20 protein-coding genes and 1 pseudogene are annotated in these 14461 nt (G+C 65.7%); 4 read left to right on the top strand and 17 right to left on the bottom strand.

Going from position 1 to position 14461, the window contains the following annotated elements; translation table 11 throughout:
- Positions 1–2: 2 nt before the first annotated feature.
- Positions 3–863, bottom strand: coding sequence for an NAD(P)-dependent oxidoreductase (locus H2037_RS00980; protein ID WP_292116476.1), 861 nt, complete (start codon positions 861–863; stop codon positions 3–5).
- Between the two features lie 255 nt (positions 864–1118).
- On the opposite strand from H2037_RS00980, the gene H2037_RS00975 reads away from it, so the two are divergent.
- Positions 1119–2018 (top strand): flagellar motor protein MotB, encoded by a 900-nt coding sequence (locus tag H2037_RS00975; RefSeq protein WP_292116473.1) that lies wholly within the window; start codon positions 1119–1121, stop codon positions 2016–2018.
- 114 nt (positions 2019–2132) lie between these two features.
- Positions 2133–2939, top strand: a pseudogene (locus tag H2037_RS00970) (arginyltransferase); the annotation flags it as partial.
- On the opposite strand, the gene parC reads toward H2037_RS00970, so the two are convergent.
- Entirely contained in the window at positions 2886–5087 is a 2202-nt protein-coding gene (gene parC, locus H2037_RS00965) for a DNA topoisomerase IV subunit A (RefSeq protein WP_292116467.1), read from the bottom strand. The pseudogene H2037_RS00970 and the gene parC overlap by 54 nt on opposite strands.
- Positions 5088–5234: 147 nt before the next feature.
- On the opposite strand from parC, the gene H2037_RS00960 reads away from it, so the two are divergent.
- On the top strand, positions 5235–6965 hold the full coding sequence (locus tag H2037_RS00960) for a cytochrome c biogenesis protein DipZ (protein WP_292116464.1): 1731 nt from the start codon (positions 5235–5237) through the stop codon (positions 6963–6965).
- Here the strand turns inward: H2037_RS00960 and H2037_RS00955 are convergent.
- From H2037_RS00955 to H2037_RS00900, 12 genes are all read right to left on the bottom strand, one after another.
- A complete protein-coding gene (locus H2037_RS00955) occupies positions 6962–7516 on the bottom strand; it encodes a sigma-70 family RNA polymerase sigma factor (RefSeq protein WP_292116461.1) in 555 nt (184 codons plus the stop codon). The two genes, H2037_RS00960 and H2037_RS00955, sit on opposite strands and share 4 nt — an antisense overlap.
- Before the next feature lie 427 nt (positions 7517–7943).
- Entirely contained in the window at positions 7944–8258 is a 315-nt protein-coding gene (locus H2037_RS00950) for a hypothetical protein (RefSeq protein WP_292116458.1), read from the bottom strand.
- The gene (locus tag H2037_RS00945; protein WP_292116456.1) at positions 8255–8518 is read right to left on the bottom strand and encodes a hypothetical protein; all 264 of its coding nucleotides are present in this window, start codon (positions 8516–8518) and stop codon (positions 8255–8257) included. Before H2037_RS00945 ends, H2037_RS00950 begins: the two co-directional genes overlap by 4 nt.
- A gap of 18 nt (positions 8519–8536) precedes the next feature.
- Entirely contained in the window at positions 8537–8887 is a 351-nt protein-coding gene (locus H2037_RS00940) for a hypothetical protein (protein WP_292116453.1), read from the bottom strand.
- 22 nt (positions 8888–8909) lie between these two features.
- Positions 8910–9293, bottom strand: a complete 384-nt coding sequence (locus H2037_RS00935) for a hypothetical protein (RefSeq protein WP_292116451.1) — start codon at positions 9291–9293, stop codon at positions 8910–8912.
- A gap of 31 nt (positions 9294–9324) precedes the next feature.
- Positions 9325–9558: a RebB family R body protein gene (locus H2037_RS00930; protein ID WP_008262209.1), complete on the bottom strand. Its 234-nt coding sequence runs from the start codon at positions 9556–9558 to the stop codon at positions 9325–9327.
- A 19-nt stretch (positions 9559–9577) separates the two neighbouring features.
- The gene (locus tag H2037_RS00925) at positions 9578–9913 is read right to left on the bottom strand and encodes a RebB family R body protein (RefSeq protein WP_292116447.1); all 336 of its coding nucleotides are present in this window, start codon (positions 9911–9913) and stop codon (positions 9578–9580) included.
- 3 nt (positions 9914–9916) lie between these two features.
- The gene (locus tag H2037_RS00920) at positions 9917–10144 is read right to left on the bottom strand and encodes a RebB family R body protein (RefSeq protein ID WP_292116444.1); all 228 of its coding nucleotides are present in this window, start codon (positions 10142–10144) and stop codon (positions 9917–9919) included.
- 25 nt (positions 10145–10169) lie between these two features.
- Entirely contained in the window at positions 10170–10496 is a 327-nt protein-coding gene (locus tag H2037_RS00915; protein ID WP_292116441.1) for a hypothetical protein, read from the bottom strand.
- Positions 10493–10858, bottom strand: coding sequence for a RebB family R body protein (locus H2037_RS00910; protein WP_292116438.1), 366 nt, complete (start codon positions 10856–10858; stop codon positions 10493–10495). The genes H2037_RS00915 and H2037_RS00910 overlap by 4 nt, the downstream gene beginning before the upstream one ends.
- A gap of 100 nt (positions 10859–10958) precedes the next feature.
- Positions 10959–11282: a RebB family R body protein gene (locus tag H2037_RS00905; RefSeq protein ID WP_292116436.1), complete on the bottom strand. Its 324-nt coding sequence runs from the start codon at positions 11280–11282 to the stop codon at positions 10959–10961.
- Positions 11283–11314: 32 nt separating this feature from the next.
- On the bottom strand, positions 11315–11653 hold the full coding sequence (locus H2037_RS00900; RefSeq protein ID WP_292116433.1) for a RebB family R body protein: 339 nt from the start codon (positions 11651–11653) through the stop codon (positions 11315–11317).
- A 393-nt stretch (positions 11654–12046) separates the two neighbouring features.
- Here H2037_RS00900 and H2037_RS00895 point away from each other — a divergent pair, with 393 nt between their 5' ends.
- A complete protein-coding gene (locus tag H2037_RS00895) occupies positions 12047–12529 on the top strand; it encodes a hypothetical protein (protein ID WP_292116431.1) in 483 nt (160 codons plus the stop codon).
- 7 nt (positions 12530–12536) lie between these two features.
- Here H2037_RS00895 and recO read toward each other — a convergent pair whose 3' ends face one another.
- Genes recO through H2037_RS00880 form a run of 3 tightly spaced genes read right to left on the bottom strand, consistent with a single transcriptional unit; the run spans position 12537 to position 14407 of the window.
- Entirely contained in the window at positions 12537–13268 is a 732-nt protein-coding gene (recO, locus tag H2037_RS00890; RefSeq protein ID WP_292116428.1) for a DNA repair protein RecO, read from the bottom strand.
- Positions 13268–13780, bottom strand: a complete 513-nt coding sequence (locus H2037_RS00885; protein ID WP_292116425.1) for a nuclear transport factor 2 family protein — start codon at positions 13778–13780, stop codon at positions 13268–13270. The genes recO and H2037_RS00885 overlap by 1 nt, the downstream gene beginning before the upstream one ends.
- 21 nt (positions 13781–13801) lie before the next feature.
- Positions 13802–14407: a flavodoxin family protein gene (locus H2037_RS00880; protein WP_292116423.1), complete on the bottom strand. Its 606-nt coding sequence runs from the start codon at positions 14405–14407 to the stop codon at positions 13802–13804.
- Positions 14408–14461: the final 54 nt, after the last annotated feature.

The following is a 14461-nucleotide window of genomic DNA, read 5'->3' as shown; positions in this document are numbered from 1 at the left end:
CCTCAGTCGCGGGCCTGTAGTCGCGCCGCCAGGCTGGAGGTGTCCCAGCGATTTCCGCCCATGGCCTGGACCTCGGCGTAGAACTGGTCGACCAGGGCCGTCAGGGCCAGGCGCGCGCCGTTCGACCGCGCCTCGTCCAGCACCAGGCCCAGGTCCTTGCGCATCCAGTCGACGGCGAAACCGAATTCGAACTCGCCTTTCGCCGCCGTCTTCCAGCGATTGTCCATCTGCCAGCTCTGCGCCGCTCCCTTGGACACGGCCTCAAAGGCGGCGTCGGTGTCCAGGCCCGCGACCTGGGCGAAATGCACCGCCTCCGCCAGACCCTGAACCACTCCGGCGATGGCGATCTGATTGACCATCTTGGTCAACTGCCCCGATCCCGCCGGTCCCATGTGTTTGATCGCCTTGGAATAGGACTTCAGCGTCGGTTCGGCCGTTGCGAGGGCGGCCGCATCCCCGCCCGCCATGACGCTGAGCTGACCGTTCTCGGCCCCGGCCTGTCCTCCCGATACCGGCGCGTCTATGAAGCAGCGCCCCTGCCCTGCGGCCAGATCGGCCATCTCGCGCGCCACGCGGGCCGAGGTCGTCGTATGGTCGACGATCACCGCACCCGGCGCCAGATGCGGCAGCGCCTCGGTGACGACGGCGCGGACGTCGTCGTCATTGCCGACGCACAGGATGAACAGCTCGACCGCCTTCGCCGCCTCGGCCACGGTGGCGGCATGTCGACCGCCGGTCGCGGCGGCCCACGCCTGGGCCTTCGCCGGAGTGCGGTTGTAGCCGACGACGTCGTGGCCGGCGTCCACCAGATGGCGGGCCATCGGGGCGCCCATGACGCCCAGGCCGGCGAATGCGATCTTCATCTCTGAACTCCTTGATCCGGAACATCGGACTAGAGCCTGATCGGCTGAGGTGGAATCGCTTCGCGATTCCACTGATGCCGTGAATCAGGCTCCAGATTAATGCTGGAGCGAAATCTGAGCTGAGTTGGACTGCGTCCAGCTCAGCCGATTTCGCTCTAGGCCGCACGGCCCCGCGCTTCAAGGCGCGGCTTCAGGCTCAACGCCCGGTTAACCTTGGTGCCTCAGGATGAGGCGTCATACTCGGGGTAAGCATCCATGTCCGTGAGCGATCGTCCGATCCTCATCAAGAAGGTCAAGAAAGTCTCCGGCGGGGGTCACCACGGCGGCGCCTGGAAGGTGGCCTATGCGGACTTCGTGACCGCCATGATGGCCTTCTTCCTGCTGATGTGGCTGATCAATACGACCGACCCCGAGCAGAAGCGGGGCATCGCCGACTATTTCGCCCCGGCCAGCGTGTCCGAGACCACCTCCGGGTCCGGCGGCATTCTCGGCGGCACCGCGCTCGGCGACGACGGTCCCAAGAGCTCCGGCTCCCAATCGGTGATCGAACAGCTTGCGCCCGAGGCCCCCGCCGACGCGCGCGACCCCGGTGTCAGCGCCGATCTTTCGTCGGCCAGCGAGGCCGCGCTTCAAGCGGAAATTCAGAAGCGCGAGGCCGCCGAGTTCTCCAGCGCGGCCGAATCCCTGCGCCAGGCCATGCAGTCGATGCCGGAACTGGCCGAAGTGTCGAAACAGATGATCGTCGATCAGACCCCCGAGGGCCTGCGCATCCAGTTGGTCGACCAGGAGGGCCGCTCGATGTTCGACAATAATTCGGCCCGGCCGAACGCGCGCGCCCAGGTCCTGCTGCGCGCCATCGCCAAGGTCATCAACCAGTTGCCCAACCGCATCTCTATCACCGGCCATACCAGCGCCACGCCCGGATCGAACCGCGCCAGCGCGCCGGCGGATTGGGGTCTATCGTCCGAACGCGCCAACGGGTCGCGCCTGGTGCTACAGGGCGCCGGGGTCGATGCCGACCGCGTCTATTCCGTCGCCGGCAAGGCGGGGTCCGACCCCCTCTATCCCGACGACCCTAGCCTGGCCGGCAACCGCCGGATCGCCATCGTCCTGCTGCGCGAGGCGCCGGTCCTGCCGATGGATACATCCCTATGATCTCGCTCGGCTGTGGCGCGAACGCGCTTGCGGCCATTCGAAGAATGACGCCAAATCGCTGCATGGGCGTTCAGCTGTCGTATTATTGGCCAGATGGGATGCGGACATAGAGCCGTGACGCAGCACGTTCCGACACGACAGCTCCGGTTTTTCATGACGTCGGTGGCCCCGTGTCCCTATCTGCCGGGCAGGACCGAGCGAAAGGTTTTCGCCAATCTGCCCTTCTCGGACGGCGCCCATGTCAACGACGAACTGACCGTCGCCGGATTCCGCCGCAGCCAGAACATCGCCTATCGCCCGGCCTGCGAAGCCTGCGACGCCTGTATCTCCGTCCGCCTGCCCGTGCCGGAGTTCGCCTTCAGCCGTTCCCAGCGCAAGGTCCTCGGCCGCAACGACGACCTGTCCCGCAGTCTGGTCGAGGCCGAAGCCACGACCGAACAGTTTCAGCTGCTGCGCCGTTATCTGACCGCCCGCCATCCGACCGGCGGGATGAGCGACATGGGCTGGCTCGACTATGTGGCCATGGTCGAGGATACGGCCGTCCGCACCCATCTGATCGAGTACCGCCTGCCGTCCGTCGACGGCGGCCCCGGCGACCTGGTGGCCGTGACCCTGACCGACCTGCTCAAGGACGGCCTGTCGATGGTCTACAGCTTCTACGATCCGACCCTGGAGCGCCGCAGCCTGGGCCGGTTCGCCATTCTCGACCATGTCCGCCAGGCGGCCCAGGTCGGCCTGCCCTTCGTCTATCTGGGCTACTGGGTCCAGGGTTCGGACAAGATGGACTACAAGTCCGGCTTCCGCCCGATGGAGGTTCTGCGGCCCTTGGGTTGGATGCGACTGGAAGACTAGGCGACGCGAGGCCGCCTAGCGGAACTTTCTCAGGCCTCTGGGGCCCTGACGCCCGGCCCCGGCGCGCTTGCCCAGCCAGTCCTTCCAGTCGGGCCAGTTGCGACGGCGCCCGCCGCCGTCGGCCCATTCCGGCCCCTGTTCGGCGTTGAACAGGGTCACGTCGGCCAGGCCGCCCTGTTTGAAGTTCTGAAGGCGCACGCCCTTGCCTCGGCCCATCTCGGGCAGCTCGGCCAGCGGGAAGATCAGGGTCTTGATGTTCTCGCCGATGGTGGCGACGTGATCGCCGTTGACGCGCAGCATGGCCAGCATCTCACCGTTCAGCACCTGTTTGCCGCCCCGCTTCTGCGCAAGCGTATCGTCCTCCGGCGCGATGAACCCATATCCGGCCTTCGACGCGATCAACAATTTCCCGCCCGGCTGGTGCGCCAGGACGTTGATGATTTCGGCCTTCTCGTCCAGATCGATCATCAGCCGCAGCGGCTCGCCATGCCCCCGACCGGACGCCAGCTTGTCGGCCCCGATGGTGAAGATACGCCCGTCTGACGCTCCCACCAGAAGCTTGTCGGTCGTATAGGCCGGCACCAGATAGGCCAGCTGGTCGCCTTCCTTGAACTTCAGCTCCGACGGATCCTCCACCTTGCCCTTGGCGGCCCGGATCCAGCCACGCTCCGACAGGATGACGGTGATCGCCTCGCGCGGGATGAAGGCCTCGGGCGCAACGAAGGCGGACGTGTCCACGGCGTCGGCTATGGTCGTGCGGCGCGGCGAGATCAGGGCCTTGCGCACCGCCTCCAGCTCCTTGGAAATGGCCTTCCACTGCTTGCCTTCCGAGGACGTCAGAGCTTGCAGGTTGGCCAGTTCTTCCGACAGTTCCTTGAACTCCTTCTCGATCGTCATCTCTTCCAGACGCGCCAACTGACGCAGCCGGGTGTCGAGAATGAAGTCCGCCTGGACCTCGGTCAGGCCGAAGCGCGCGATCAGCACGGCCTTGGGCTGTTCCTCCTCGCGGACGATGCGGATCACTTCGTCGATGTTGAGGAAGACGACGCGCAGGCCTTCCAGCAGGTGCAGCCGCTTCTCGACCCGCGCGATCCGCCATTGCGAGCGCCGGTTCAGCACCTCGCGCCGGTGATCCAGGAAGGCCCTCAGACAGGCCTTCAGCCCCATGACCCGAGGCGTGCCGTCCGCATCCAGCACGTTCATGTTGATCGGGAAACGGACTTCCAGATCGGAGAGCTTGAACAGGCTCTCCATCAGCATCTCAGGTTCGATGGTGCGGTTCTTGGGCTCGAGGATCAGGCGGATGTCCTCGGCCGACTCGTCGCGCACATCGCCCAGCAGCGGCGCCTTCTTGTGCTCGATCAGGTCCGCCAGCGCCTCGATCAGGCGCGACTTCTGCACCTGGTACGGCATCTCGGTGACGATGATCCGCCACACGCCGCGCCCCAGATCCTCGGTCTCCCAGCGCGCGCGCAGCCGCACCCCGCCCCGGCCCGTCTCATAGGCGTCCAGAATGGCTGCATGGCCCTCCACGGCGACGCCGCCGGTGGGGAAGTCCGGTCCGGGGACCAGTTGCACCAGCTCGGCGGTCGTCGTCTCGGGCCGGTCCAGCAGCATCTGGCAGGCGTCGATCAGTTCGCCGACATTGTGCGGCGGGATCGAGGTGGCCATGCCCACGGCGATGCCGGACGAGCCGTTGGCGAGCAGGTTGGGGAAGCCGGCCGGCAGGACGATCGGCTCCTCGTCCTGATCGTCATAGGTGGCGCGGAAATCGACCGAGTCCTGGTCGATCCCGTCCAGCAGCAGAACGGCGGCCGGGGTCAGCTTGCACTCGGTATAGCGCATGGCCGCGGCGCTATCGCCGTCGATATTGCCGAAATTGCCCTGTCCGTCGACCAGCGGATAGCGCTGGGCGAAGTCCTGGGCCAGACGCACCAGGGCTTCATAGATCGAGGCGTCGCCGTGCGGGTGATAGCCGCCCATGACCTCGCCGACGACCTTGGCGCATTTGCGCGCCGCCGCCTGCGGGTTCAGCCGCATCTGGTGCATGGCGTACAGGATGCGCCGGTGCACGGGTTTGAACCCGTCGCGCACGTCGGGAAGAGCGCGGTTGGTGATGGTCGACAGGGCGTAGGCCAGATAGCGACGGCTGAGGGCCGTCTCCATCGGCTCGTCGATGATACGGCCGCCTTCCGGCGGCGGAGCGTGGATCGTCATGGGCCAGCGAATCGGGGATGGGAAGCCGGAAGTCTAGCCCCTGCGGCGCACGACAGGGCGTCTATCTGTGGGAGATATTGCGGTGGAGGGTAACCGAACGCCGACTTCCTTCGTATGTGAAGGACCTCCGTCACGTCAGGCCGCTCAATGATCCTCTTTCTGCTGTCCTATCTCGCTGGCGCCTTGACCATCGTCAGCCCATGCATACTGCCGGTCCTGCCCTTCGTCTTCGCCCGCGCCGACCGCCCTTTCATCCGCAACGGCTTCCCGCTGCTGGTCGGCATGGCGATCACCTTCGCCGGGGTGGCGACCCTGGCGGCCCTGGGCGGCGGATGGGCGGTTCGCGCCAACGAGGTCGGCCGGTGGATCGCTCTTGCGGTCATGGCGGTGCTGGGGCTCAGTCTGCTGATCCCGTCGGTCGGTGATCGGTTGATGCGCCCCTTCGTGGTCCTGGGTTCCTGGTTGACCGAGAGGGCCGAGCGCCAGTCGAGCGATCAAGGCGACGTCCGCGCCTCTCTCCTGCTGGGCGTGGCCACGGGCCTGCTGTGGGCGCCCTGCGCCGGGCCGATCCTGGGCGTCATCCTGACCGGCGCCGCGCTTCAGGGGGCGGGCGTGGGCACGACGGTCCTGCTGCTGGCCTATGCCCTGGGCGCGGCCACCTCGCTCGCCCTCGCCCTGGTCGTCGGAGGCCGGGTCTTCAAGGCGATGAAGGGGGCGTTGGGCGCCGGCGAATGGCTTCGTCGCGGGCTCGGCGCCCTGGTCCTGATCGGCGTGGTCGCCATCGGCCTGGGGCTGGATACCGGCCTGTTGACGCGGATCTCGGCCGGCAGCACAGGTCGGCTGGAACAGGCGCTGCTGACGACCATCGGACGCGGCGCACCGATGAACGCCGCCCCCACTGACCTCGCCAACCTGCCGGTCGAGGGGCAGATGCCGCCCCTGACCGGCGCCACGACATGGATCAACTCGCCGCCCCTGACGCCGGAACAGCTGCGCGGCAAGGTCGTGGTCGTCGACTTCTGGACCTATTCCTGCATCAACTGCCTGCGCGCCCTGCCCTACGTCCGCGCCTGGGCCGAGAAGTACAAGGACCAGGGCCTGGTGGTGATCGGCGTCCACACGCCCGAGTTCGCCTTCGAGAAGTTAGAAGCCAATGTGCGTGACGCGATCCGTCGCCTCGGCGTCGACTACCCGGTCGCCATGGACAATGATTTCGCCATCTGGCGCGCCTTCAAAAACCAGTACTGGCCCGCCCACTATTTCATCGATGCAAAGGGCCGGATCCGCCACCATCACTTCGGCGAAGGCGACTACGAGGGGTCCGAACGCGTCATCCAGCAACTGTTGACTGAGGCCGGGGCGGCGCGGGTTTCAAACAATCTGGTTCAGGTTCAGGCTCAGGGCGCCGAGGCCGCCGCCGACATGGGCCAGCTAGGCTCTCCCGAGACCTATGTCGGCTATGCTCGGGCCGAGAATTTCCGCTCGCCCGGCGGCTTCGCCCGCGATGCGGTCAAGGCCTATGTCGCCAGCCCGCTGAACCTGAACGACTGGAGCCTGGTCGGTCGCTGGCGCGTGACGCGCGAACACGCCGAGCTGGCGGCGGCGGGCGGCCGGGTCTCGTTCCGCTTCAAGGCCCGCGACCTTCATCTGGTCATGGGTCCGGGGACGACCGGCGGGACACCTCGATTCCGCGTCCTGATCGACGGACAGGCGCCCGGCGCGGACGCCGGATCGGATATCGACGCCCAGGGCATGGGCCGAATCGACCAGCAGCGTCTGTATCAACTGGTCCGTCAGTCCGGCCCGGTGCGAGAACGCAATTTCGAGATCGAATTCCTCGACCCCGGCGTCCAGGTCTTCGCCTTCACTTTCGGCTAGAGGTCCAACAGCAACCGCAGCCGGTTCTTGGCCAGTTGACGCCGCTTGCGCACCAGTTCTCGGCTGATGTTCAGATGAGCGGCGATCCGTTCGTCGCTCCAGTCGTCCAGATGAAGCCGCAGGGGTTCGACCAGGCTCGCGGGCAAGGCGCTCATCGCCCGGTTCCAGGCCGCCTCGCTCTCTTGCTGCGACAAGGCCTCTTCGGGCGACGGCGCCGCCTTCACCCAAGCTGCGGGGGACGGCGACGGCAGGTCGGCGTCGTCCGTCTCGATCGGGATGCGATGAGCGTTCCGCCGATGCTGATCCATGCAGGTATTGTGTAGAATTCGCACCAGCCAGGCGCCGGGATTCTGAACCGGTTGCCGACCAAAGGCCTGGGCCGCGCGAACCATGGCCGCGCTCAGCGCATCCTCGGCGTCGGCGCGGTTTCCGCCGGACAGGCGAAGGCTTCGTTGCCGCAGGGTGTTTTGATGCGCCATCCAGATCGCCCAGAAAGCGTCCAGACCCGGCGGCCGGTCGAGGGAGCGCGCGATCACCGCGGCGGGCGTCATGGCTGCGCCGACGAACCGACCGCCGCCTCGGCCCTGGGCGGCCCTGGCCAGGACCTCGACTGGGGTCGGAGAGCGTGAAGCCTTGGGGCTTGGGAAGGAGCGACGCGCTTTCCCAACCGGCGCAACCCGCGTTTCAGCGGCCTCCGACTCTTTTTCCTCTTGCCCCTCTATTTCCGGAAACAGCCGGAAGACATTCATATCCGTCACTCCCCCGCGGCGGCGGACCGGCCCTTGGTCGACGAAAGGGGCCTATTCCCGCGCACAGCGTCCTGGCAGTCAGCGGATGCAGTCGCCCCGGCCGCGTCTGACCTCGGTCAACGCGCGCATATCAAGCCGACACATTCACTGATACAACTTAGACGGGTATTTTTGATTTTTGTGAAGCTTGGAACGCAGGGTTTGCGAAAATAATCTGGCCTTCTGGCGTTTATTCGCCGGCCGTCACGTCCTTAGCCGGCGCTCTGGCCGCCTGGTCGATCATAGCGCAGATGGCCAGATCCAACTGCCGAGTGACCTCCCGCGTGATGATGCCGCGCAGCGCCTCGACGATTTCGAGACTGACCTGAGCGGACGGACCCATCGCCGCGCGGCGCATTTCTTCCGGCATAGCCGACAGCCTCTGGTCGGCTACGGCGCGTTTCAGAACCTCGCGCTGATCGGCAAAGCCGTCCACGACCGCATGCTTCTGCTCTGAGATGGAATCATAGAGATGGCGTCCGGCTGCGCCTTGGGCGTCGCTCACGTCTTGCTTTCTCCGTCATCGTCGGGCCCCACGCCGAGGGCCCGCGTCACCTGAGCCTGCAGCTGAACCAGCATGGCGTCGGTGAATTTCTGGACCTCGGCGCCGGCCGGCGTCTGGGTTTTCAACAGCTCCGGAAACTGTGCCGTGGCCATGGCGAATATCTCGACGACCATCCTCTGGGCCGCCAGGACGACGGGATCCTTGAACGACCCCGCTTCCCCTGATGGGGCTTCATCGGTGGAGGGCTGATCTTCAGTCATGGCGCGCGCCCCTCCGGCTCATTCCTTTTCCGACGAAGCCGGAACAAGCGAGATTTTCTCCACCAGTTGGCCGTCTTCGATTTCGGTCAGCAGCGTCTTGGCCTTGCCCATCATCTTGGCAGCCCAGATCGCATAGGGATCGGTCCGCAACGGCTCCTGCATGCGATACAGCAGGTCCACGACGACCCCGGCCGCCTCGCGCAGCTCCCAGTACCGCGCCTGGCTTTCCTCGAACCGTTCACTGGTCGGCAGATCCTGGGCGTCACACTGCCATCTTTCGGTTTCGCGTCGCGTTTCCCTTTCCAGCGCCTCCGCCTCATAAACAACCGCCTGGGCTTCGCTGGTCTTCAACACCGTCAATCGGGACATGGCATGCTCCTTGTTTCTGGGTTCAGTTTCTGGGGAAGGACTCGACCGCCTTGGTGACGGATTCCGCCGCAAGACCCGCCGCGATCGGCGCCGCGAACGAACTGACCAAAGCCATGGCGTAGGCGATCAGGGCGGGTTCGCTCATGCCGCCCGAAGCCAGCATCATGGCCATGGCCTTGCCCTGGACGGTGGTGCTGATCGACATTACGTTGCGCTGGTAGTCGGCCGCGTCCTGAACCGACAGGGCTGCGGCCTGGGTCGCCTTGTCATAGGCGATGACGCCCCCAGCCGAGACCCGGGTCGCGCTGGACGGCGTGCCGTTCTCCAGCGGCGCGAACCCCAGCGCCCAGTTGGTCGAGGTCTGGACGGCGTCCTTGATCTGGGTGTTGACGGTCGGATCGGTCACGGCGCGAAGGCTTTCGTTTCAGAGGCAGGCGCTATTTCTGCGCCGCGTTCATGATCATGGTGACGGCGCTCGAGGTCACGGCGTTGCCGATCTGCTGCAGGCCGCCCTGCGCCTGCTGGGCGTTCTGCATGGCCAGCGAGATCGAATGGGCCATGCTCTGATAGACTAGGGCCATCGACTGGGCCGGCGCTTCGCCCAGCACCTTGACGTTGGTCTGGGTGACCGCGTCGGTGACCTGCGAGTTGACGGGCGTGTCGGCGGCCATGGTTCAGATCCTGACGATTCTAGAGGTTCAGAAGTTTAAGGGCGACGAGCAGGACGAGGGCGGTTTCGAGCGAACTGGGCGCAGCCGATCGCCCAGCGATCCGTGTCGTGGCGATGGCCGAGACCATCCCGCCGACTTCGTAGACCTGCATCACCCCCTGGTTGGTGGCGGCCTGAGCGCAGATCGAAGCCTGGCGCTGGGCCTGGACGGCGTTCTCGAACACGATCGCCGTCGAATGGGCGGCGCTCTGGTAGATGGAGCCCATGGCGATCGTCGAGGCCGCGCCCAGAACCATCAGGTTCTGCTGCGTCACCGCATCGGTGATCTGGCTGTTGACGGCGGTCGGATAGGCCATGGCTCAGGGAACCGGAATTTCGAGAATCTTGGCGATCAGAGCGCCGACGGCGGCGTTGTTGATCTGCTGCATCCCGCCCTGGGTCTGACTGGCGTTTTCGACCGACAGACTGGTGGCGTGCGCGAGCGCCTGGACCGAGATGGCCACGGCCTCCGCCGGTCCCTCGCCCAACACCTTGACGTTGGTCTGTGTGACGGCGTCGGTGATTTGCGCATTGACGGTCTCTGTCATGACGACGCCTCCTCCCTCTGGAAATTCAAGTGACGACGGGCGCGCCGTAGAACGCCGACGATGGTTCGCGCGTGACCCGCGACACCGAACGGACCCCCACCTCGGTGGTCCTGGCGGTGCGCGACGGCTGCATATCAGCCAGGCTCAAGGCGAGTTGGCGAAGCTGCAAAGTCGACAGCTCTGACGCATATTGCGTCGATGCGGCGAGCCGGGCCGCGAAGGCGTCCGCGGAGGCCATAAGGGTTATGAGACCAGCGTTGCAGACCCCGGCCCCTGCGCAAAACAGGAGGGTGTCGTCCCGACAGCGCTCCAGTCGCTCGTCTTCCCTGATATGCTTCTCTTCTCGTGTCATTCGAACGGCTCCTCGCGACGCGGACCTATGTCGGGCCAGGGAACGACGGACGGTTTGTCCATCAGCGCCTGTACGCAGTTCATGGTCGCCACCATGCCCAGGATGTTGGTGGTCTGCTGGTTGGCGACCGCATTGTGATACATCATCCCGCTGGCCTGATTGGCGGCGACCAGGCTCTGCATCGCGGCGAAGCTTGGGCCGGAACCGATAACGGTCAGCAGGGTGCTGGCCACAGATTCCGCTATGGGCGCCGTCGCCGGATTCCGGCTCAGCTCCATGGCGAGCTTCAGGACTTCCTCATAATCGCCGAGGTTGGTCCGTCCGGTTTCGCTCGCCGGCTTCTTTTCGTTCGCCTCGGCCACGGTCGTCCTCCAGGGGTGGGCGCGGCGGGCTCCAGTCTCCCGCCGCGGCAGTCAAGGTCTGGCCGTTCGACGCGCGCTGGCGTCGCCGAACGCATCGGCGTCAGACCGCCGTAGCCCGCAGGGCGGTCAACAGCGACATCAGGTTGTCGGGCGTGTCCGACTGGCTGATCTTGCTCGCCGCGACGGCGCCGGCCATCGTATCGACGCTGTAGATCTGGATCACGCCCTGGTTGGTCGCGGCCTGGGCGGCGATCGCCAGCTGCTGCTGCGACGAGGCGGCGTTTTCGTAGAGAATGCCGGTCGAGTGAGCCAGCGACTGGTAGATCGCGCCCATGGCCATAGCCGGAGCGTCGCCCAGAACCTTCACGTTGGCCTGGGTGACGGCGTCGGTGATCATGCCGTTGACGGGTGTGGGAAGCGCCATGTCTCAAGTCCTTCTTTGTTGTGGGTTGAGCGTCAGGAGACGGCGGCCGACGGTCCGACGGCGCGCAGGGCGGTCAGCAGGGCCAGCATGTTGTCGGGCGTGTCGGACTGGGCGATCTTCGAGGTCGCCACGGCGCCGGCCATGGTGTCGACGCTGTAGATCTGGATCACGCCCTGATTGGTCGCGGCCTGGGCGGCGATCGCCAGTTGCTGCTGCGACGAGGTGGCGTTTTCGTAGAGAATGCCGGTCGAGTGGGCCAGCGACTGGTAGATCGCGCCCATGGCCATCGCCGGGGCGTCGCCGAGGACCTTCACATTCGCCTGGGTGACGGCGTCGGTGATCTGACCGTTCACGGGTGTCGGAATAGCCATGAGTTGTCTCCTTCCATTGGATTGAGGCCGGTGGCTCGAAGGTCGCATGGCCCCGTTGAAGGCGACCCCCGATAGCCATGACGCCCGACGCACCCCTGTGTGAACGACTACAGATTGATTTTTTAACTCGCCTTGAGTGAACGAAACGCTGCCCGCTCTTTCACAGACGCCTTCCGACCGCGTCTGGCCTTCGGGACACCATCCGACGCGTCGCAGTCTTCCGGGACGCGGCTGAGACGCGGAAGGGCCGTGAAAACAAGGAGTTCATTCATGACGAGAATGCTCAGCCTGGCCCTGCTCCATCTCGTCGCGGACGGGCGAAAGACCAGGTCCGAACCCACAGCGCCCCCAGATCAGTCGCCGCATGCGGCGTTCAAATCAGGAATAGCTCAGATGCCGATGTCAACCGCAGACTTCGTGACCCTGGTCTCCCAATGGGCCGCCGCCAACGTCGACAGAATAAGACTGGTCTGGCCTCTGGCAGGGGGATGGGAAGCCTGGGCGCAGGCCGAAATCGCCGGCTATATCAACGCCAATGTCGAGGACAGCTGGATAGAACGCGAGGCTCGCGTCTATCCCGACGGCGGACGCGCCGATCTGCTGGTCAACAATCCCTTCGAAAACCCCGCGGCGGACGAGATCGTCGTCGAGCTGAAATGCGAGTCGCTGCGAAACTGGGCAGGCTTCGTCGATGGGCTTCGCTACGATACTTGGAAGCTGGGCGGTGGAATGCGGATGGGCCTGGACGCCGCCGGCAAGATTTCGGTGGGTCTGTTCTTCTCGCCGGAAACGGAAGACCAACTCGCCCTGCTTGCAGGTTATCAGATCAGCTATACGCCGGGCGGCGAGATCGGCATCGCCACCCTGATCTTCTAGCCGGGCGCTAAAGCCGTCCGGCTTCCGCCAGCTTGTCCAGCATCCACACCCGCGCGGGCGGCAGAGGCTTGTTCTGCGGGTGGAAGACGAACTGCTCGAGGAAATGGCCGGTCAGGTCGAGCCCGGCCTTGACGTCACCCTCGACCAGTCCCGCTTGCGCGCCCAGCATGAAGGGCGGCAGGGCCAGCATCTTGTCGGCATAGGGCGCGCCGGCCTCGCGGCTGACCGCCCGGCCGGTGCGAGGACTGACATAGATCAGGTCGTCGGCGGTCCCCGTCGCCGCGCATTTCGACAGGTCCAGCCCGAACCCGAGGTCTTCCAGCAGTCCCGCCTCGAACCGCACGAAGATGGCGGGCCAGACCTCCGGTAAGGCGAAGGCGCTCATCAGGGCCTCGAAGGCCAGGAAGACGCCCGGATGCGGCTCGCGTTCCGGCAAGGCGCCCTGGGCCACGCCTGACGCGGCAGCCAGACCAGTCAGGGCCAAGGCGTCGTCAAACAGCGCACTGGGCCCTTCGCCCATCGGCTCCAGCCGCGCCCCGCCCAAATGATCCGAGGTCCGCGCCCTATAGTCGGCGACGACCCGCGCGCCCGGCTGCAGGAACGGCCGCATCTTGCGCGACGCCCCGCCCGCTACATAGGCGGCGCGCCGACCGTGGCTCTCGGTCAGCAGATCCACCACAGCGCCGGTGTCGCCATGGGCGCGCGCCGACAGGACGAAAGCCTCTTCCTGAAAATCCATCAGTCGACAGGCGCGGACTTGATGGCGTCGACAACTGCTTCGGTCCGATCATTCGGCACCGTGAAACTGAGCACATATTGCTCGATCTTCCAGATCTCTCCCGGACCGGTCCGCCTCAGCAGCCCGGATCCACGAAGCGCGCCGTAGGCATCGTTCTCCAGCTTCTCATCGAACCACGCGAAGTCCCCGGAGATGATCAGGGTCCGATCATGCGGCCGATAGGTCCAGCCCTGGCCCTTTGCGAAGACCGGCTCGGCATAAGCCTTGAACGCTGGCATATCCCAATGCTCTGAGGCGTCGGTCCCGACGAAACGGGCGCCGTCGCTGAACTGGGCGAAATAGGTCGCGCCGTCCGCGTCCGCAGCCGCCTGGTGCATCCGATCCAGAGTCGCCGCCGCCTCGTCGGCCCCGCGCTGGGCAGCGATGCCGACACTGTCGTCTCGCGCGGGGACCATCGCCGCCAGCGGCGGCGGGGATTGAAGAACCAGAACGGTGAGCAGGGCGGCGATCATGCCGCTGTTCTAGTCCTGTTCTCAGCTTTCGGGAACCGGATAGGTGTCCGGTTTCAGCACCTTCGCCAGGGCCATCACATTCCGCGCCGCATTGCGTCCGACCCGGTCCGAATAATCGTGCCCCTGATCGGTCTCGACATAGTCCGGTCCCGCGCCAGGGCCGAGGTGCCAGTAGGTCCAGCTCTGGGCCGGGATGGTGAACCCCATGTCGATCAGGGCCTGGGACACGGTGGCGACGATATGGTGGGCGCCGTCCTCGTTGCCGGTGATGACGATGCCGGCGACCTTGCCGAAGGCGACCGGGCGACCGCTGTGGTCGGTCTCCTCGAACAGGGCGTCCATACGCTCCAGCGCCCGCATGCAGACGCTGGACATCTGGCCGACCCAGGTCGGGGTGGCGAAGATAAGGATGTTCGCCGCCATGATCTTCTCATGAACCGAGGGCCAGTCATCCCCCTCGCCCTCGTCGGTCGCCACGCCCGGCTTCAGGTTCAGGTCCACCAGACGAACCAGTTCGGTCTCGGCCCCGCCCCTGGCCAGTTCGTCGATCACCACCTGGGCCAGGGCCTCGGTGCTGGACGTCGCCGGAGAGGGTTTCAGGGTGCAGTTCAGGATCAGGGCTTTCATCGGCGCTCCTTTCTATCGGTCATTCGCTAACCCACCGTCGCGCCCGGCGTTCCT

It is taken from the genome of Brevundimonas sp. (assembly GCF_013912065.1).
Taxonomy (GTDB): Bacteria; Pseudomonadota; Alphaproteobacteria; order Caulobacterales; family Caulobacteraceae; genus Brevundimonas.
The sequence above is the reverse complement of the archived record's forward strand: the minus strand, read 5'-3'. Positions and strand labels throughout refer to the sequence as shown.